Origin of the sequence: Ectopseudomonas composti (assembly GCF_001567565.1) — a bacterium.
GTDB classification, from domain to species: domain Bacteria; phylum Pseudomonadota; class Gammaproteobacteria; order Pseudomonadales; family Pseudomonadaceae; genus Aquipseudomonas; species Aquipseudomonas composti_A.
Genome location: NZ_LSSW01000022.1, coordinates 462,586 through 481,714, shown reverse-complemented (window position 1 = coordinate 481,714; position 19,129 = coordinate 462,586). Strand labels below are relative to the sequence as shown.

16 protein-coding genes and 1 pseudogene are annotated in these 19,129 nt (G+C 52.1%); 8 read left to right on the top strand and 9 right to left on the bottom strand.

Annotated elements, in window-relative coordinates; all coding sequences use genetic code 11:
- The first annotated feature begins 122 nt into the window (after positions 1–122).
- From PCLY_RS24840 to PCLY_RS11390, 6 genes are all read left to right on the top strand, one after another.
- On the top strand, positions 123–1,019 hold the full coding sequence (locus PCLY_RS24840; RefSeq protein WP_041769454.1) for a hypothetical protein: 897 nt from the start codon (positions 123–125) through the stop codon (positions 1,017–1,019).
- Positions 1,020–1,172: 153 nt separating this feature from the next.
- A complete protein-coding gene (locus PCLY_RS11410; protein ID WP_013715606.1) occupies positions 1,173–3,104 on the top strand; it encodes an HAD family hydrolase in 1,932 nt (643 codons plus the stop codon).
- Positions 3,101–4,219, top strand: coding sequence for a phosphoribosyltransferase-like protein (locus PCLY_RS11405; RefSeq protein WP_041769453.1), 1,119 nt, complete (start codon positions 3,101–3,103; stop codon positions 4,217–4,219). The genes PCLY_RS11410 and PCLY_RS11405 overlap by 4 nt, the downstream gene beginning before the upstream one ends.
- Positions 4,212–6,107 (top strand): hypothetical protein, encoded by a 1,896-nt coding sequence (locus PCLY_RS11400; protein ID WP_013715605.1) that lies wholly within the window; start codon positions 4,212–4,214, stop codon positions 6,105–6,107. The genes PCLY_RS11405 and PCLY_RS11400 overlap by 8 nt, the downstream gene beginning before the upstream one ends.
- Positions 6,108–6,112: 5 nt before the next feature.
- Entirely contained in the window at positions 6,113–7,156 is a 1,044-nt protein-coding gene (locus PCLY_RS11395; RefSeq protein WP_041769452.1) for a hypothetical protein, read from the top strand.
- Positions 7,157–7,184: 28 nt separating this feature from the next.
- Positions 7,185–8,252, top strand: coding sequence for a PfkB family carbohydrate kinase (locus tag PCLY_RS11390; RefSeq protein WP_013715604.1), 1,068 nt, complete (start codon positions 7,185–7,187; stop codon positions 8,250–8,252).
- A 1-nt stretch (position 8,253) separates the two neighbouring features.
- Here the strand turns inward: PCLY_RS11390 and PCLY_RS11385 are convergent, their stop codons facing one another.
- Positions 8,254–8,766 (bottom strand): NADAR family protein, encoded by a 513-nt coding sequence (locus PCLY_RS11385; RefSeq protein ID WP_041769451.1) that lies wholly within the window; start codon positions 8,764–8,766, stop codon positions 8,254–8,256.
- Positions 8,767–8,850: 84 nt separating this feature from the next.
- Positions 8,851–9,831, bottom strand: a complete 981-nt coding sequence (locus tag PCLY_RS11380) for a site-specific integrase (RefSeq protein ID WP_061239408.1) — start codon at positions 9,829–9,831, stop codon at positions 8,851–8,853.
- A gap of 179 nt (positions 9,832–10,010) precedes the next feature.
- On the opposite strand from PCLY_RS11380, the gene PCLY_RS11375 reads away from it, so the two are divergent.
- Both PCLY_RS11375 and PCLY_RS24490 read left to right on the top strand, forming a co-directional pair.
- The gene (locus PCLY_RS11375; RefSeq protein ID WP_061239406.1) at positions 10,011–10,997 is read left to right on the top strand and encodes a DNA-binding protein; all 987 of its coding nucleotides are present in this window, start codon (positions 10,011–10,013) and stop codon (positions 10,995–10,997) included.
- A 38-nt stretch (positions 10,998–11,035) separates the two neighbouring features.
- A complete protein-coding gene (locus PCLY_RS24490; protein WP_082768058.1) occupies positions 11,036–11,260 on the top strand; it encodes a BPSL0761 family protein in 225 nt (74 codons plus the stop codon).
- 117 nt (positions 11,261–11,377) lie between these two features.
- On the opposite strand, the gene PCLY_RS24835 is transcribed toward PCLY_RS24490, so the two are convergent.
- The 7 genes and pseudogenes from PCLY_RS24835 to PCLY_RS11345 all read right to left on the bottom strand — a co-directional run bounded on the left by PCLY_RS24835 (position 11,378) and on the right by PCLY_RS11345 (position 18,748).
- Complete coding sequence (locus tag PCLY_RS24835; RefSeq protein ID WP_156458589.1) at positions 11,378–12,724, bottom strand: hypothetical protein; 1,347 nt, start codon at positions 12,722–12,724, stop codon at positions 11,378–11,380.
- Positions 12,724–13,668, bottom strand: a complete 945-nt coding sequence (locus PCLY_RS11365; protein WP_061239403.1) for an AAA family ATPase — start codon at positions 13,666–13,668, stop codon at positions 12,724–12,726. The genes PCLY_RS24835 and PCLY_RS11365 overlap by 1 nt, the downstream gene beginning before the upstream one ends.
- A gap of 11 nt (positions 13,669–13,679) precedes the next feature.
- Entirely contained in the window at positions 13,680–15,626 is a 1,947-nt protein-coding gene (locus tag PCLY_RS24830; protein WP_156458588.1) for a hypothetical protein, read from the bottom strand.
- Complete coding sequence (locus tag PCLY_RS24825; RefSeq protein ID WP_139205567.1) at positions 15,623–16,288, bottom strand: hypothetical protein; 666 nt, start codon at positions 16,286–16,288, stop codon at positions 15,623–15,625. The genes PCLY_RS24830 and PCLY_RS24825 overlap by 4 nt, the downstream gene beginning before the upstream one ends.
- Before the next feature lie 426 nt (positions 16,289–16,714).
- Positions 16,715–17,676: pseudogene (locus PCLY_RS11355) on the bottom strand (bifunctional GNAT family N-acetyltransferase/nucleoside diphosphate kinase regulator).
- A gap of 84 nt (positions 17,677–17,760) precedes the next feature.
- Positions 17,761–18,201, bottom strand: a complete 441-nt coding sequence (locus PCLY_RS11350) for a DUF2383 domain-containing protein (protein ID WP_061239580.1) — start codon at positions 18,199–18,201, stop codon at positions 17,761–17,763.
- An 82-nt stretch (positions 18,202–18,283) separates the two neighbouring features.
- Positions 18,284–18,748, bottom strand: coding sequence for a ferritin-like domain-containing protein (locus tag PCLY_RS11345; RefSeq protein WP_061239397.1), 465 nt, complete (start codon positions 18,746–18,748; stop codon positions 18,284–18,286).
- Positions 18,749–19,129 lie beyond the last annotated feature (381 nt).

Sequence of the window (19,129 nt, the reverse complement as noted above, 5' to 3'; positions counted from 1 at the left end):
GCTGAGACCGCTCGCGGACCGCAGGTTTTTTTTGCGACACTGCCTCACAGCTCAATCTCTTCGGACAGTATGCTGGGCGGAGAATAAGGCGAATACCCACAACCCATGGAGAAGTAAGCGTGATGGACAACGCTCGTGATCGTGTTACACAGGAAATTGTAGAGGCCGAAGACCTCAAGCTGTTGGCGTCAGTTAACTCGGATGGGTACCTGTGCAGCGGGTGCAATACCCAAGTGTTCCCGCGCTCTTACCGGCCGGAGAATCTATATCGTGCCCACTTTTTTATTCTCGACCCTCACGGCCAGGGTTGTGGGGTCGAGGTAGAAAAGAAGGTCATTGCTCGCGGCAAGCGTGGAAGTGTCCAACACGAGTTGGAGACCTCCCCTGGTTTGTCCCCCGCCCGCTTACAACTGATTGATGCTCGAACGATCGTAGACCCCGCCTTGCCTCGCACGGAACAACGAACGCAGAGCGTTAGTCAGCAGGACGCAACGGGCAACACAGCTCGCAGAGAGGGACGGCGCGCAGCCAACAGTATTCGCCCGATCTGCCGTGCATTTTTGCGCTTCCCCTACGATAGGCATCTCTCGCTTGAAGTCCCCGGCGTCGCCCCGACGACCTATCAAACCGCCTTCAAAAAACTTCGTTCTAAAGGTTTTGAGCGGTTTGCCCAAGCGCGTGTGTTCTATGGCGAGTTGGCATGGTCACAGGCCATCGAGTCACCCGAGCACCTGACCATCTCGCTCAATGCGGGGGAATGGGTAGAAGGAGAGCTTTCGCCTTACCAAGTGCTCGTCCACTGGCGCGAGTGGTCAGCGGTAGCATGCGCGCGCCTCAGGAATGAGCTAGAAGTAGCCCGCAAGGAGGGCATGGACGCCAAGAAAGCCAAGCAAACATCGCGCAGCTATCTCTTCTTTGTTGGTGACCAAGACGATAAGAACCCTGCATTGTTCCATGTGCTAGACCATCGGCTTGTCTGTACCCTGCACGGTGACCTGATGTTCCCTCCGCGAAAGTAATCGCAGCAGGAAGATCGCTGGCGGTGTAGCTACGGCAACTTCTCTGGGCCAGCCAATATTGCACCTCGATGGGCTTGTACCATTGCTCTAACGCATGAAGACAGGCATGGTGCCACTAGTGCAGCTGGTCGACGGGCAAGGAAGGAGTGGTAAGTGGGAAAACCATATCATGCGGAGCTTGATGCTATTCATGCGACCTATGTGTGGGCAACGCAGCAAGTCGTGTTACCCCTCCATCGGTACTTGAGTAGATGGACCGGTGAATACGCCTGCTTCATTGGTTCCGGAGGCTCATATTCAGCAGCGTTCGCAGCAGCTGAGTTACGAGAGATCGCACATGGTTCTCCTACCCGTGCGCTGACCCCGATGGAACTGTCGGCCAAAGCCAGGTTCACTCCTACCTCAAAAGTCATGTTGCTTTCTGCAGAGGGCCGCAATCCAGATGTTCTGGCCGCAGCGACGTACGCAATGCAGTCGGACATGACGTGTGCGGCGCTCACTCTCACCAAAGACAATCCGCTGACCAGGCGCGCTGTTGAGAACCGGGCAACACGAATCTTTTCGCATGAGATGCCCTGGGGCAAAGATGGCTATTTAGCAACGAACAGTCTGATCGCAACAGTCTTGCTTTTGCACAGGGCGCTCTTCCCTGAGGATACCAGTCGTGAGTTTCTAGCGCAGCTGTTTAATGTAGACCGATTGCAGTGGTACCGGGATCAGTGGCGTAGCGATGTGACAGTCAAAGCGATGGGCGGACGTAACTTCATCGTTCTGCACGATCCAATGACTAAGTCTTTTGCTATCGATTTAGAATCTAAGCTCTCCGAGTCCGCAGTGGCCAAGGTCGAGATCGCAGACTATCGTCAATTCGCTCATGGCCGCCATTTACAGTTGGCGGATGGTGCTGACGGTACAGCCGTCATTGCCGCTTATAGTGCAGACTCTAAGGAACTGGCTGAAGCGACTCTAGCTCTTTTCCCCACGGACATATTGACGTTTAAGCTTGAGATTCCTGGTGTCGAACCGAATGAATTGGTTGTTTCTGGGCTAGTTATGGCCACTCTTCTAACCGAAGCCATCGCCCGAGCGGTAGACCGCGATCCAGGGCAACCCACGGTTCCTACTTTTGGCCGGGAAATTTACCGACTGGATAGCAGTCAATATTTCAAGGGATGGAGCCAAGCGGAGAACCGCTACTCGCTTGCGGCTCGCCGAAAGTTCGACCATCGAAGCGTTTCATCAGAAGAGATGGTTCAAGCTGAGGTAGCGGCAAAGATCTATGAAGGCAAGCTGGAAGGAGCCGTCTACAAAGCAATCATCAGTGATTTCGACGGCACATTATGTAATGCAGAGGATCGTTTTAGCGGCATGTGCCCGCGCATAGCAAAGCGGATCCTCCAACTGATCGATGATGGCCTCATCTTCTCAATCGCATCAGGTCGAGGTGGATCGCTTCGGGACGACCTTATTAAGGCTTTCCCTACGGAGTATCACAAAGCAATTTGGGTTGGTTATTACGGTGGTTCGCTACTTCAACCACTTGAAGTAAAAGTCGAGCACCCAACACCGAACACAGATTTTCTGAGCCTTTTGGGCTGGCTAAAAACAACTGCTTACTACCCTCGCTTGAAAAGCTTTGAGGATACTGTAAGAGGCGGACAACTGACCATAAAAGTATCCAGTCCAGAGGAGTCCAGAAAACTCCGCTTGGCACTGCGTACACGTCTCAATGCCGAAGGACTCGGAGACTGGAGAGTTTTTTGCTCTGGCCATTCGATCGACGTATTGGATAGCCGTACCAGTAAGAACAACGTGGTACGGGCGATTGCAGAACGGTTTGGTTTTGACCCACTTACCCAAGCCTTGCGTCTAGGAGACAGTGGCGATGAAGAAGGTAACGACTACGAGTTACTTAGCAAGGGCTGCAGCCTTAGCGCCGACCGTGTTTCTGCATCGTTGACCTCGTGCTGGAACCTCGCGTCTCCGGGCGCTAGTCAAGCAGGGGCCACTCAACAATATTTAGATTTCCTGCAGAAAACTGACAAAGGTTTTGAGCTTCGGTTTTCCAAGGAGGGTGTTGCTTGAAGAGTAAGATTGCCCTGAGGTTGTTAGCTGAACAGCTGGACTGGAGTGACGAGGAGGCAACGGAAGAGTTCTCCGCTCTTCAGTTGATGATCACCCATAAGTACGATGGCTACCAAGGGTTTCAGCCAGCCTCTCGATTCCATGTTGCCTTATTGAACTGGCTTAGTCAGTTCCGGCAGGTTGCCCAGCGTCGTGTTGCCTTCAGCATTATTAAAAAGCAACTGGTGTACATCACTCAGCGCGAGATGCATCACCTCGTAAGCTTGATGATGCCTGAACTGGACAGGCTCATGCGCAAGCAAGTTGCGAAGGAGCTGGGCGTCCAGTTTTACGAGACCTGGACGGATGCTGCCGCAGAACGTCGACTACTGCTTCTCCGTCGCCGAACTATCTTCGTAGGGTTGAGCGATGGTGCGCGCATCGATGTCTTCCGCCGTTATAACGAAGGAAAGATATCCAATGAGCAAGTCGTGCCCTTCAGTGAGATGTCGGACCTGAAATGGGAAAACCTTACAAAAGAGCTCACGGAGTGGTTGATAGAAAAAGAATATAAAGACGAGACACCACATTTTGAGGCCGTATGCTTGGTAGACGACTTTGCTGGCTCAGGTGATTCTCTGCTCCGCCTCGATGAGGAAAAAGGAGAGTGGAAGGGGAAAATAAGCAAATTTTACAATACTAACAAAGCAAAAGTAGGCCAGATCCTCGCCAAAAATTGCCACCTGTATACTCACCATTATTTAGCCTCGTCCCAAGCCGAAAAAACGATCAACGATCGACTTGCGCGCTTTAGCGAGAGCCATGAGGAATTCAGCTACAGCGCCACATATTCCTATGTGCTTCCAGAGTCCATTGTCGTTAATGACAACACGCCCCCTCCAGAGCTAATAGATCTCATCAAAGCTCATTACGACAAGGGTATTGAAGATAAGCATGTGGGGAACGACATCTGGTTTGGGTATAGAAATTGCGGGCTCCCTTTAGTCCTTGAACACAATACGCCAAACAATTCAATTGCCTTGCTATGGGCTGATTCGCCTAATAGCGGCTCTGAAGGCCAACACAAAATGAAGCCCCTTTTCGCTCGACGCAAACGGCACTCGACTAATGGATAATCCATTTAAAAAGCGCGCCACTGAGTATGTGGCCGAGCCAAACACCCTACTCCCTCTTGTCAGCCATGCTCCGCTGGTGGAGTTCTTCACACAAGACGGTACGGAGTTACTGGAAAAGCTCAGCATTGTCGTTGGGACTCCTGGGTGCGGGAAGACCACAATTGCCCGAATCATTGAGTTCGACTCTTTGGCCACGCTTGCGCGCGACCCAGTGGAGATCAATAAGGAATTAGCAATAGCACTTGCTCAGCTCAAAATTTTGCGAGATGGAGCACCGTCGCTGCTGGCCTATCGATTGCCGATGACCACTAACTTCCGAAGCATTTGGGATCTGCCCTATTCGGACTCTATTCGGGCAACGCTTCTGCGGGCCTATGTGCAGTCCAAGGCAGTGCTGGGGTGGTTTAGGCAACTCGAAAGCGTCGAGGAAATAGACCTCGAGCAAATTGTGATTGTGACGCGTAGCGACTCGGAATCTGCGCGAAAAGTCCTTAAGGCCGACTCGCCAAGAGAGTTTCGTGAACATGCGCGGCGAATAGAGCTCGCAGTCTTCAAGGTGATAACCGCGCTAGTAGCACCCAGCGAGCAAGATTTGGCTGAAATCATAAACGAGACATATGACGTTTTTGAATATATAGAGCTTTTCAGGATAAAAGGCTGGCTAACTGGAAAGTCGGATGAATATGTAGACTTACTGCCTATGGCAATAGTCGATGACGCGCATGAGCTTCACCCGCTTCAGTTTGCACAACTCCGCGATTGGCTTAAGCGGCGCAACATAAAAATTGGCCGCTGGGTAATGTGCCGTCCTGATGTTGTGTCGCCTGAAGACTACCGGGATGCTATGGCTAAAGACGTGATAGAGGAAGGCGAACACCGACCGGGCACAACTGGTGGGCGGGACTACATCCTCAAATTGATGCAGCCAAGCCATCGCAATAAGCGATTTATAGGTGTGGCCCGAGATATCAGTACTCGGTATCTGAGTGGAATAAATGACCTTTCGCGTCGCTCTGTTAAAACCCTATCCAGTGTCCTTGATCACAACAGCGTGACCTTGACTGCCTCCCAACTTGAGCAGCTTCGTAAATCTGTAGATAGCCTCCAGCGGGAGTCGAAGCTTTCTGAGTCTGTGATTAGTTCTTTGCGCGCGCGCGTTCCAGAAAAGACACCACCCGACGAGGCGCTTGCTGCATTTCGAATTTTACTCAAGCGTGAATGGAATAGAACCCCCCAACTTGGCCTGCTGGATGATGAGCCAGCGGAAGAGCCGATTACAGGTGATCGCACTGTAAGCCCCTCTCTGCTCGAAGGTGCCCGCCTGCAATTATTTCATGAGTTTGGGCGGCCTTATTACTTTGGGATGGACAAGCTCGCAGACGCAAGCAACAACAACATTGAACAATTCATCCGCCTATCCGGCTCCCTTATCGACGAGCTTATTATGCGAGTCGTTAGAAATAAAAAGCCAGAACTGTCGGCGAAGCTGCAACATGATGCTTTGCGCAAGCTTTCAACGAAGATCATGGACGAATGGGATTTCCCATATCATGCCTTGGTCAAAGATCTCATACACGGAATGGCGTCTCGCTGTGTGGAGCGTACGCTACTGCCCAATGCCCCTCTTGACCATGGCGCCAATGCTATTGGTATTCCTCAGGAAGAAATGGACAAGGTGCTTGCTCGCTCTGAACGCCTTACTCGTGTTCTGCATTTCGCATTTGCCTATAAGGCCTTAGTCTTCGTCCCTCAATATAAATGTAAAGGGCGTGTTTGGTGCCTTTTGGAAATCGGAGCAATTCCAAGCATCGCCTATGGTTTGACTTTGCGCCGCGGTGGCTTCATTGAGGACACTCTCTCTGGCCTGCAGTCTCTGCTTAAGGAGTAAGCATTGTGAAGTTGATTACTCATAAGGACTCTGAGGAGTGTCTCGGCTTTTTCAATGGCTACTTCACCTTGGCCAAAAAAGCGCTTTTTGTGGGCACGCTCGGTTTCAACGACGCGTGCTTGTACTTCCCCAGGATGATCTGCGACCTGCAGTGTTTTGACTTTCTCTTCCTGATCGAAAAGCGCCCCGAAGTTTCGCCGATCCTTGAGCAGTCTGCGGATCAGATCCGAGAAGAGCTGGAGAAGATCCTGAGCCAGCACAGCCTTAGCTTTGAAGCCGTGACCATTATCGCCGAAGACACAGCCAGCATTGCCGGCAGAAACGCAGCGTCGACCTTCGCCAAATGGCTGGCAAACGATTACACCGATGTAATTGTGGACGCAACAACCATGTCCCGAGGCGTATGTTTTCCCTTGGTGAAACAGGCGTACGAGAGCAAGACAAATGCTCATGTAGTGATTGCTGATCGCGCCGTCTCCCCCCTCAAGACAACCGCAATGTACACGGACTCTCCGCAGTACATGCATGGTTTCCAGGCGGACATGGATACCGATGAGGTGATCCAAGCAATCAAGCTTTGGATTCCTCAACTTTCCGAAAAAAACCGGGATTCATTGGACCGCATTTTTCGTAAAGAACGGCCGCAGGAGGTCGCACCAATCCTGCCCTTTCCTGCCTTAGATCCTCGCCGCGGAGATGAGCTGATGCGGGAGTTCCATGACTTGATCCTTACAGATTGGGACGTGAACCTCCTAGACATTATTTATGCCCACGAGTCGGACCCGACGGACGTTTTTGCGACGATTGAGCGCATTCACAATGGGCGGGAGTCCGCCCTCAAGAGCTTTGGTGAAACGCCTCCACGCACCATTTTGTCGCCCAGCGGCAGCAAGATGGGGAGTCTCGGCATGCTATTTGCCGCCATATCGCTAGATTTGCCAGTGGTATACTCTGAGACGATGGGTTACCGATGTGAACAGCAGACGGTTCCGCAGGTCTCAAAAGACAAGCCAGACCGTATGTGGCACGCTTGGTTACGCCGTCCGTAAGGGTTCTCCAGGATGGGGAGGAGAAAATATGTGGCAGCAGAATCGAATTGTCGGTACTGGGCTCTTTGCCCTGGACGTGATTTTAGGAGCGGACTCTCGCCGCTTGGGTTCTGCACTGGGTGGGTCGACAGGTAACGTTTTGTCCATCCTGGGATCCTTGGGTTGGGCCGCTACGCCTGTTGCAAGCTTTGGCCAGGACCCTGCCGGCGAACGACTCTGCAATGAGCTTCAAGCCATTGGGGCAGATCTACGATTCGTGGATATCTCCAGTTCCCAACGCACGAACGTGATCTACCAGCATCAGCTAGCGCCTCAAAGCAGTAGCTCTCCAACACACCGTTTCAGCTTCAGCTGCCCCTGCTGTGGGAAGAAGCATTACCCCATAGTCGAGTGTGACGACCGCATCGTCAACAAAGCTTTGCAGGGGCAATCAAAGACCGATGTCTTCTATCTCGATCGGCCTACCAAGGCAGGTTATGAGCTAGCAAAGTCCTATTACGAATCTGGAGCCTTGGTCGTATTCGAGCCTTCTACTGCCGGCGACGATGAAGATCTTTTCTCCGCAATTCTGCAGAACGTCCACATCATCAAATACGCGGATGAGCGCTTCCATTCGTTTTCTCGACCACTCCCCAGCTCCATTCTGGTTGAGATCCAGACTCTAGGCCCACGCGGGCTGCGCTTCCGTAGTCCGGTCTCCGGCAGCGAGTGGCGCCAGCTATCAGCCTTTCCCCTACCAGAGGTTGCAGACACTGCAGGAGCAGGTGACTGGTGCACCGCTGGACTGGTGTACTCCCTACAGCAAAACCGAGTGCACGACTGGAGTGACCTCAAGGAAAGCGAGCTGGAACACGCGCTGTCGTTTGGTCAGGCGCTTTCCTCAATGAACTGTCTAACCCGTGGCGCTCGAGGGTTGCTGAGGGTTCTTACACCCGACGAGATTCTTTCGTTCGCCCAGCAGCTGTGCACTGGCCGCGACAATCAGGCAAGCGAAACAGCGACAGCCTCGCAACTCGGGAAGCTTGCCCGGCAGAAGACACACGCCATCGCGGTCAGTAGCACGGACCCACTTGAAGTGTGCTGTCAGGCCCGCTGATCTAGTCGACTGACACAGCAGCTTTCCGCGGCTTTTTAACAGCCCTTACGGGCTTTGCTTCTGCCTTGCGAAGCTCGTCGCGAACCTCCATCAGCAGCACTCCGAGCATATTCTTGCCCTTGCCATTGACCTCGCCCCAAGTCCTGTTAACCTCGTTATCAACAGTGGCCGACTCGACGAGTCGGGCCTCACCGGTAGAAAGCAGGAGCGCTTTCAGATCCTCGTGTTGAGTGAACTTGGCCAAGAGAATAGCGCGCATGCGCTCAAATTTAACTTTCGACCAGCCCGGGCGAATGTCCCACCAGTAAAGACCGTGAGCAGCCATTGCCACTAGCGCTGGCGATGGAGCCGCAAGGATCCAATCCCGCACGGCTTCCTTGCGAGGCTTGCCCGCTTGGTAAGCGTGCTCGGAGGTGGGATACACGACATCCTCAAACAACACTTCGCGCTTATACAGGTTACTTAAGGCCCCATAAGGCTTTTCATTTGCACGGTAGAACCGAATTTCCTGCATTACTGCTCCTCACCTAATGACTATCGGCCTGAGGCCAAGCATATGGGTTGCCAAAGCGGCACGCTAGAACGCAAACGTTGTTTTTCAAGTCCGCACCGCTGGACCATCTAACTCCGGATTCTCGGCGCTGAGAATGAGCTGTGGCGTACTCAGCTGTCCCGGGAACACCCCGACGCTCTCGACATAGCGCAAGGCCGACTGGCCATCGCTCCAGCCGACGTATTGCATCAGCGCCTTGAGGTCCCAGCTATTACGCGTGGCCCAGGTGGCAAAGCCACGGCGCAACGAATGGCTGCTGTACAGCTCCCCTGGCAGCCCTGCCGCCTGTAGGACGGCGCGCAGGAGCGGAACGACACTGTTCGGGTGCAGGCCTTCTTCACCCAGATGGCCCCAGCGATCGATACTGCGGAACACCGGCCCCCTCGCGATACCTGCCACGCTTATCCAGTCGACGTAGGCCTGTACGGGACACAACTTGGCCAGCGCCGGCGCGCTGAAGGTTTGGCCATGGCTGTCCCGGTCGCCTTTGCTCCACGGCAGAAAGAGCTGCATCCCCTCCCCGCTCCGCACCTGGATGTGCTCGACCTGCAGGCGGCAGAGCTCATCGCTGCGAAACGCCCGCCAGAAACCAATCAGAATCAGCGCGCGGTCGCGGCAACAGCGCAGCAACCGCGGCCAGTCATCTTCCGCTCGTGCCCTCCCCTCGGCCTGCGACAGCCACTGCACGCACTGCTCAAGTTGGAGGAGCTGCAACGGCTCGGCCTGCTTCTCCTGCCGTGGGTGCAGCGTCCGAATGCCCTTGAGGATCTGGCGGACCAGCGGGGTCTTGGTCGGATCGGGGAAACCTTGGCTGGTGTGCCACTGCGCCAACGCTGCCAGACGCAGCTTGAGGGTGTTGCTGGACAGCGTGGCGGCGTGATCGACCAGGTAACGCACGATGGCATCGCTGGTCGCCGGCAGAAAGCCGCCCCAGGTCACCTCGAAGTGCTCGAGCGCTTGCTGGTAGCTGCGCCGCGTGTTGGCGCGAGTGCCGGCCTGCAGGTACCGCTCGATGTCCTGGCTCATCTGGGCCTATCCCCCTGGTGTACCGGTGAGCGACTGGCAAACGACGAAAAAGCCGCTTCACCTTGGATAATTCGTGATTATTTTATCTGACAGACAGTCAGAATTCTCATTTTTATTTTTCAATAATCAGTATGTAATTACGTGGTACGTAATCCACTACGAAATCGTAGGAGCAAGCCATGGCCCGCGGCGGCATCAATAAGGCACTGGTACAAAAGGCCTACCGGACGATCTTGGCTCGAGGCGGCAACCCAAGCATCGACGCGATACGAGTTGAGCTTGGAAATACGGGTTCGAAGACCACCATTCACCGGTATCTCAAAGAGCTCGAAGACGGCTCCGGCAGGGACGGAGCTCCCCTCCCCCTCAATGAACAATTGGCCAACCTGGTAGGTCAGCTCTCCGACCAACTCAAGGCAGATGCGCAGGCTTCTGTAGCCAAAGAACGCGAACAGTTAGGGCAAGAACGGATCCGCTACCAGTCACTAACTCAGCAGGCAGAAGCACGTTCGCTTCAGTTGGAAGATCAATGCAAAGAGCTTTCAGACCAGCTCAAAGCTAACCAACAAGCGCTCTCGTCCGAGCAACAGCTACGCCAGGAGAATGAAGTTGAGCTCGCACGCTTGGCCCAGGCCAACCTAGACCTGGAAAGGCGAGTACAAGATCGTGATGCCCAGATACGATCGCTCGAGGACAAGCATCAGCATGCCCGAGACGCCCTAGAACACTACCGCCAAGCCAACAAAGAGCAGCGCGAGCAGGAGCAGCGCCGGCACGAGTCACAGGCACAACAGCTGCAACTAGAACTGAGGCAGCTACAACAGACTTTGATTGTCAAACAGGATGAGCTGACCCATCTAAATCGCGACAATGCGCGCCTGCTTGCCGAGGCGAGGCAGCAACAGAAAGATCAGCATGCGCAGCAACAGCTTCTCGCTCAGAGTACTCAATCACTGAAGGTGGCCGAGAGCACATTGGCCAACACTGAGCGTGCGAATGTAGCCCTGGAGGAGCGCTGTCATGCCTTGCAAGAGGAAGTGACTCGACTTGGTGAAGTCACTCAGGATCAGTCACAGAAAGCAGAAAACCTGAATGTCCGCCTGGCGGAAGCCTTAGCGCAATTGAAGCTGGTTGAGCAGACCAGCGGTATCGCAAACAACACATGATCCCACCACACTAGATCAGAAGCTGAGTGGAGGCTCATATGACACTACCCTACGAACGCACCCGCTCAGTGGTGCTGACTAAGGATTTTCTCACGAGGCTCTCACAGGACACTGCTCTGCCAGAATCCATTCGTGATGAAGCCCGCCAACTGCTGCGTCACTACCCAAGCAAGCATGAAGTACTGCAGGCCGGCCGGAATGAAGAGCAATCTCCAGGCGGCGTACTTTCCCAGGCCGTCTTCAGTTCGAAGATGGAACGCTGAACAGCTGACGTCACCATGTCATCGACGGTACCGCATACGAATCAGGCCGGAAGGCCCTATACAATCGCGTGAGATACCAGCTACACGGCTCTCAAGCGTGCTACTTGTCGCTACCGTTTAAATGAGAATGTGGGCGTGATGGTTCAAGTTCACGTTATTGCAAAGAACTATATGGTAACTAAACTTGGCCTTTCTCACCAAGAATCGCTCTGACTCAGTAACATATTGATAGATTTGACTCGCCCCGCACTCCGACTCCCTAGGATCAAAGTTGCGCACAAATTCAACACCCATACCGCGAGTCGTTGAAAAATTCTCAATCATATCCATAAGGATTCCACCACCAGCGCCAATTCGAATTTCGGCACTGGACTCAGAATCAGTCAGAAATTTTATTTCACCCAAAATTTTGAGAAATAGCGTTTGGTAGAAACCATCATCAACACTGACTAGCCACGGGTGGACCATTGCGAGCCGTTTAATATGAGCAAACCCAAGTACCCCAATTGGCTCTTCGCATAAATTATCTCCGTGACGAAATCTGAGTCTAAGCCGAAAATAACTGTAAGCAACGGCTAGCGGGCACAGTGGGCATATGTAGCTGTCATCGGGTTGAAAATCAAAAGACTTTTCCACCCTCCTCAAGCACGATTCGTGACCGATTAAATATGTCTTTTCGATAGCGGCGCATATTCTGTGTAGGCGTGTCTCAAATTTTCTGAGCGCGAGCTCATCAACGTCATAGGGGGAACACTCGTCTGCCCTCCAGTGATGAAGCTCAACCGATGATGGTGCAACCCCGCGATGGGTGGAAAAAAATGGATTTTCCACATTTAAAAGCTGCATTACAGCTCGGGTTAAGTCTTCGTCATCCTCGTAACACTTTAATCGGACTATTTTGTTAAAAGGATAGCCTTCCTCCTGCTTGGCCATTATTGTCCCAAACCATTTTTTCTGAGCGAGTCCAGCCTCCTGCATCATTGCCCGAAGCGCATTGTCACCTCTGTATGGCAACTGATCTAGAGATGTTGGAATGTGGTATCCACAGTCTGAGCAGCGATGTCCAAAGGATGGATGGGGAGTTTCATTTAGGTGCAGTCTAGAGCAGGAATAGCACATCTTTTTCAAAGGCGAACCATGCAACAAGCAGCGATCTACTTGCAGCACAAACGTAAAGGCTGAGTGATATCCAAGCGGCGCGCACTCAGCACAGTACCGGTGATGCTCATTCGACGGAAAATAGCTCGAAGGAAAATGATCTTCTAACCCACTCGGCTTACATGCTGGAAGACCTAATTCCGAGCGAGGGCGCACATAAAAGCAAGAGTCGACCTTAGCAGAGTCAAACCCTAAAAGCTCCAAAGCCTCAATCTCAGTAAGCGAATTAAATATTGCTAAATTTGAAACCATTCCCCCCACAGATTCAAACGGATAGGGGCCTGTTTTAAAAAACGATAGCCGCATCACGCCACCTTGGACTTGCCGCTGTAAGTACAGAAATCTTGTAGCGAACTAGACTCAACCCCGGCCATTATCTGTGTGTCCGTTAGAACTAAACCATCACGATCATGAGAAGAGCACCACATGAGAATGTATTTGATCGAAAACAAAACATGCTCCATAGGCAGGTTATTTCTGTAGCTCCCTATCGCACAGCCAGTTAACGCAAGCCAAATTGGCTTTGCATACTTTTCCAGCCGGAACCCACTCGAAAACGCTATGGGAGCAAAGGCTTGTGTAAAAGTAATTCCAGAGCCCGGCGGATACTCGGCAATAGAGTCATATCCTTTCAAAATAATTGTCAAATCATCAATACTGGAGCAGCCTTTAAATACAATGAACTCACTCATGAACCTGGCAATTATTTGCCTCTGTTCAGACGCAAAAAGATCATCGCGCAATTGGATCACTTCTGGCATAGCAAATGAAACAACAGTCATCTTGATGCCAACATTGTCAAGAGAGTTGTACAGGTCGGCCAGCTGATATAGATCAGCGCTCCTTAGGCGCTGAAATTCGTCTATCAAGCATACATACTGATTGCAGTCGTTTTCTCGAACCCGAAGAACGATTCTGTCCGTAAGCTTTTTGAAAATCGAAAGCCTTGTTTCGCGAGACTTTATCGGGCAGTTCTCAATGTCAGCAAGCTGACGGATGATGTTGGAGCAATTTAATCCTTCCCTATTAATAACGGTTACCGAATTTACATATAGCTTAGGGAAAGTGGCCATCAGATAACCCTTCAAAGCCTTGCAGCATTGGGACTTTCCGAGTCGAGCTGGTCCGTAGAATATAACTCCGGTTTTTCGCATGAACACACGATCTTTAACGATTGTGCTAATGCGCGAAATTTCGTTTGAGGCAATTAAAAATTGCGTTTCAATTACCGGATGATCGAGATCGTACATAGGCAGCCCTCTCAGTAATCGTCCTCAGGCCCCGGAATCAACTGACCAGGTTTCAGATCAAAACCAATCATGCTCGTAACAGACTGAACCTTCACTTTCTCGACTGGTGCGGGAATTGCGGGAGCTTCTTTTTCCACATCGCCTTCCAGCCCGAACTGCTCATCAAACAGTCGCTGCAACTCTAAATTAGTGCTTCGGGTTTTTGATGAAATTAGATGCTCGCGATATTTCACAATAACATCGTCAATCATTGAGCACTCAAGCACCCGCTTTTCTATCGCTCTATTAATGATCTTTCTTGTTGTAACGCTGTGCTTAGAATGACGCCATATACCTTGAACATGAAGGGTGCCGAAAAATTCACCGGAGGTGTAGTACGCGTCGACCGCTCTATAGTCTTTCGGGTCTATTTTCACCCGCAGGCGCTCCCCAATGAGTGCAGGCCGGCTCGCCAGTTCGGCGCTCGTGTAATGAGCTTTGTCGAGCTGAATATAAGGCCGTATTCCCTTTTTAATGCCTCCACGAATGGTGCATTGTTTGACATGGCTTGACAGTTCGCTTACGGATTGCAGCCTGTCCTGCAGGCGTGGAAAGATAAGCCCATTTTCCCGAAAGAACTGCCTCATCACTTCAACAGGGCTCAAAGAGTAGTTCCGCCCCCTGCGAGGGGTGATGTTGTATGTAGCCATAAAGACATCAACAACCTGCGCGGCCTCGTCAATATTGATTTGATATTTTTCAGCGTTCTCTATCGGCGCCTCTGATCTGCCATTCCAAGGATTACTTCCTGTGCTTGAGAGTATAAGGTGCAAGAATCTTTGACTTGCTTGCCGAAACAGGCCTTCAATTTGAGAGCGACGCTCGGGCCTTCCAAGCTGACCGTAATTTATAGAGAATCCGAGAATATTTCTCGCATTACTAGAAACAAGCGCGGCATGATGCGCCATTGCATTGTCTAAGTACAAACAACCCCACAGCGCTCCCCTCGACTCTTCAATTAAGTAGCAAGGCATCCCGGCCCCATTAGGATATTCCAGGCCAGGTACGTCCAGCTCACTGATTGGTTCCCATCCTCCAACTGATGCGTCACATATCAAATCAAGAATGTCTTGCGCTCGCACCTCGCTGCTAAAGACAAGCCGATAAGCAAGTACCGCTTCAGACCTGCTTTCAACTGCAGCAATCAACCAAAATCGATTAATAACAGTGGTGGTAGTTAGATTGGGCTCAGGGCGTACCGCAAGAGAAAAAAATCCATCAATTTTATAAGCATCTATTTCAATCACATCAAAAGGTGCACTGCCAACTATCAATCGCTGCATTCCGTTGCCAACCTGTAGGTGAGCTTTACCTCCTACATCTGCAACAGCGAATACTGCTTTTTCGAAATCCTGATTCAAGATCGAATCTATTAGCTTTAGAATTGTTCTTTTCCCGGCGCCTTGCACCGAAAAAGGCCACTCTGCATCTGTAACACCGTCCTCTCTTAAAAGGTTAAGGAACTCAGCATAGTAATAACTCTTCTTGTATTTCAGTCCGCGGAATGCTGTCGTTCCCTGTTGGAGAACACGTTTTACAAATTTGCGGAACACATCAGGATGTTTAGCAATAGTTAGGCCTAATATGCCGCTGAGACTTCCTTGCTGCTCGCTACGTTTGCTTTGCTCTATATTTGTTCTGGTGTATTGTTTAATTCGTTTATTCGGCAGCAGAGCGACCTCTCCATGGTACACACCAAAGTCATCAAGTGTTGTGAACCTACTAACCAGTCGACACACTTCTTGCGGTTTCAGCCCTGTGTAGGTTTCAATTTCCTTAAGCGCTTGCCCCTCAAGTTTTAGCTTTACCGCTTCCCTTCTGAGCAAAAAAATATTTTTATCTGGTTCTTTAAGGCAGGCCTCGTCTACCCGCCCATACCCACAGCGGTTCAAAGATTCCCAGGTTATTGAAGACTTCATGACACCAATGCCCACTTGGTGTTTTTTGCAAAAAATGCGCTTTCAAATTCTACTGCTATCTTGCCTAAAGAATAATGCTGACAAAATAAGTATAGAAGCACATCTTGGGAGTGACTATTCAAATGCCTTAGATACTCGTCAAGCGTGCCTGAGGCGTGACCTATAAGATAATCTGCAACATCCAGATTAATTGCCGGAGGGATAAAAAAGTGCCTACCTGCTGCCAAACAGGCCGCTACCTTTAGTAGCGGCATGATGCTGCTTGCTCTAGGCGCAAAGTCATCATCATTAAAAATTCGATAATTTACGCCAGCTGCTTTTGCAAGTTCGCGCTGAAGTTCTATTTGTGGTGTCGATTCCGCGTCTTTGTTGAAGCTTCCCTCCTTTATCTCATGCCATTCTATCGACCCACCCCGCACTATCACCTCAGCATCGAGAATGGTTCTCTTCGCACCAGGCTCCGGTGATTGACTACGCGGTTGTGGGTTCAGATCGAAACGGATTACGTCGGGATTGAACTCTAAAAACAGGATCCAATGCGCTAATTCCCGATCGCTACTAAGCGAAAAATCCTGATCGCATTTTGCGCTATATACCCGCCATACGTTCCCGAACACTTTTCCGCGCTTCGTGAACGCATGCACCTTGCTTTGCTTACTCATATCTAGACAGCCCCATAAAGCCATTTCGATTAAACGAATCGCCTGCCAAACCTCTCAGGTTTTACATTAGTAATAATAAAGATGGCTTTGTATAATGATTCGAAATATCTAGACTTGATTCCAATAACTTTTTGGGAATTATCCCAATTGGAATCTGTAGTTCATTTTTTTCTTGAGGAGGCTTTACTGACTGAAGCGCTGTATGAGAAGATGCTAAATATTCTAGATTTATTTAATGAAGCGACTATAACTCATTGATTTTGCTGCGCGGTCTGGTGTTGGAAATTTAGAAATGTCAGTTCAGATCGCTTCAGGTGTCAGCATTTCAACGGTCCAAGGCCAATCGTCTTTAAGGCGCTGCTTGAGAATCAAGATCGCGGCCCCGTTCTATCGGGGCCTGCGTGCCTGATGAGCGAACGCTAGCAATCACAGGTGGAAATCACCCGCTGCCTCCGGTTGGTAAAGCACTTTCCGGATTTCAATTCGGCGGGTCCGCTCGGAAATCCGCCAGTCGATGGCGTCTCCCTCCTGATAACCGAGGATGGCCGCGCCGATATCGGAACACACCGAATACTTGCCGGCGCTGCTATCAGCGTCTTCTGGATAGACCAAGGCCACCTCGATCTCTTCGTCGTCCAGCTGCAGCAAGGCTCTGGAGTTCATCGTGACGACATTGCACGCCACCTGATCCGGTTTGACGACAATGGCCCGCTCAAGCTCATGCTCGAGTTCAACAACGGCCGGACCTTCCTCGAGCGCGATCAGGCTCTCCAGCCTGGCCTTGTCGACTTCAGTGATGTAGATCCCACCTGAGTCGCCAACGGCATCCTCACGCAAGCACTGCAGATAGCGCCCCGACGTCATGGAAAATGTTTTCAAGGTCGGTGTTTCGCTCTCGAGCAGAAAGCCGCTGCGCAGAAACGCTTTCAGCGAGCGCTTGTTGTCCGGGTGGATCTTGGCGATGAGTTTCCCGGCCCGCATGTCGAGGAAGGCCAGCTTCATGCCTTCGCGGATCGTGCCTGCGCCAAGGTTCCGCCCCCATTTTTCGCTGTCTCCGATGGCCAGGACTATCTCGCAATCTGAGCCGGTCTTGATCAGGCGAACAAAGCCCACAGGGGCGTCATACCGGTCGTAGGCCATGAAAAAACGGCCGCCCCGGTTGAACAGATGGGTCAGGATCGGCAATTGCGTGCGATCGATGGCTTGCTCGATGGATCGGCAGACATCGCGCGAATCACTGAGATAGCGAGTCACGCGCTCATCCTCCAACCAATCCATCAGTGTCAGTGCATGTGCCCGAGTAATTTCTGGGCACAGCGAAATGAAAGGCTTGTTCATCTTCACCGTACTTATCTGTAAGGATGAAAGCCCTTCATGGCTATGGCCATGACGGTTCTTTCGGCAACCGGCTATTTTAAGGCATAACGCGGTCAATGCCGAGACACGGCGTAAAACCTGACAGGCGCCCTCCTCTACATTTCCAGCTTCGCCCTGACACGGCTTTCGAAGTCGACGCTGAGGCTGATGTGTTCCTGCAACTGCTGACGAAACCGTGGCGACAACTGCTCTGCGAACACCTGCTCGACGCCATGGCGTATCCGTTGCTCGTTACGCAAGGCAGCCCGTATGCGTGTTCGCCCAAGCTCTGGCAGCAGCAAGACAGTAAAGCTTCTCCAACCATGGCGCAGAGCGTCCAGCAGGTTCATGTGCTGCGCCGGGCGGCCGCCGTAGGTCAGGATCTGCGCATGCAAGCAGTCGATCAACGCCGAGCATTGCTGTTCGCGTTCATTGAAAAGACGTAGCTGCTCGGATGTGCTCGCTCTGCCAGCCAGTCGCCGATAACTCAGACGAGCATCGTGACAGCTCATCAGAAGGTGGTTGAGCTGAGTGATGGTCTTGTCCAAGGTTGGCATGCAGACGCCTCCCCCCATGGCTCTTCTGTGCGTGGCAATCACACCGGGGCCGCGCGGCGTCCGCGGCACCCGGTAGATGGAATCAGCTCTTGGCGCGTGCTGCGTCACGCATTGCCCTGACTTCATTGTGATTACGCAACACCCCCTGGTACTGGCGCTCGACCAGGCTGCGAACTTGCGGTGGCAGGTTCTGGGTCAGGGCTTCGCTGTAGCGCTCCTTGGCCACATCTTCACCACGCTCGGCTTCGTTGAGAATCGCCTCTTCGTCCTTGCCGGTAACCAGTGATTTCAGGTCGACCCAGCGGCGGTGCAGGTCTGCGCCGGTGCTGGTGCTGTCCTCGGGCTCGCCACCGAGCTCCAGCACAGCCCGTTGCAGTTCTTCCGCGGCGTCGGCGCATTGCCGCGAACGTTGCGAGAAAAGCTGCTTCATGTCGGGTCGTTTGACGTCTTCGGCGCACACCTTGAAGCCCGCCTCGCCGTCCTTGCAGGTTTCGATCAGCTTGTTGAGGGTGCGTACCAGATCTTTGCGATCGTCTGTGAGAGCCATGAATTGCCTCCAGGCCGAGTTAGCGGCCATTGCTTGATGGTATGTCCCGTCATGGGGCGTACATGGTTTCCGACGTGCAGGCTGCGCTGATCGTTCAGGGAATATTCCTGTCGGCAGTCAGGCTATGGCGCTTGTCATCGTCCTGACAAAAAGCTTGAACGCAGGGCGAGTCGCGAACTCTTCTACCAGGGGCGCGTGCCGGGCATCGGTGACAAATCGAGCGCGCCTCTTGCTTCCCCGGATCGCCGCAGCGTCGCCCTTCTCCTCATTTGCGGCGGTTCGTTCTTTTTCCATTCGGGAGGCGACAGCGGCTTACTCGGCAGAGCAGCCGAACTCACATCCAGCCAGGCAGTCACAACGTCGTGGCCTGCCCACTAGGGC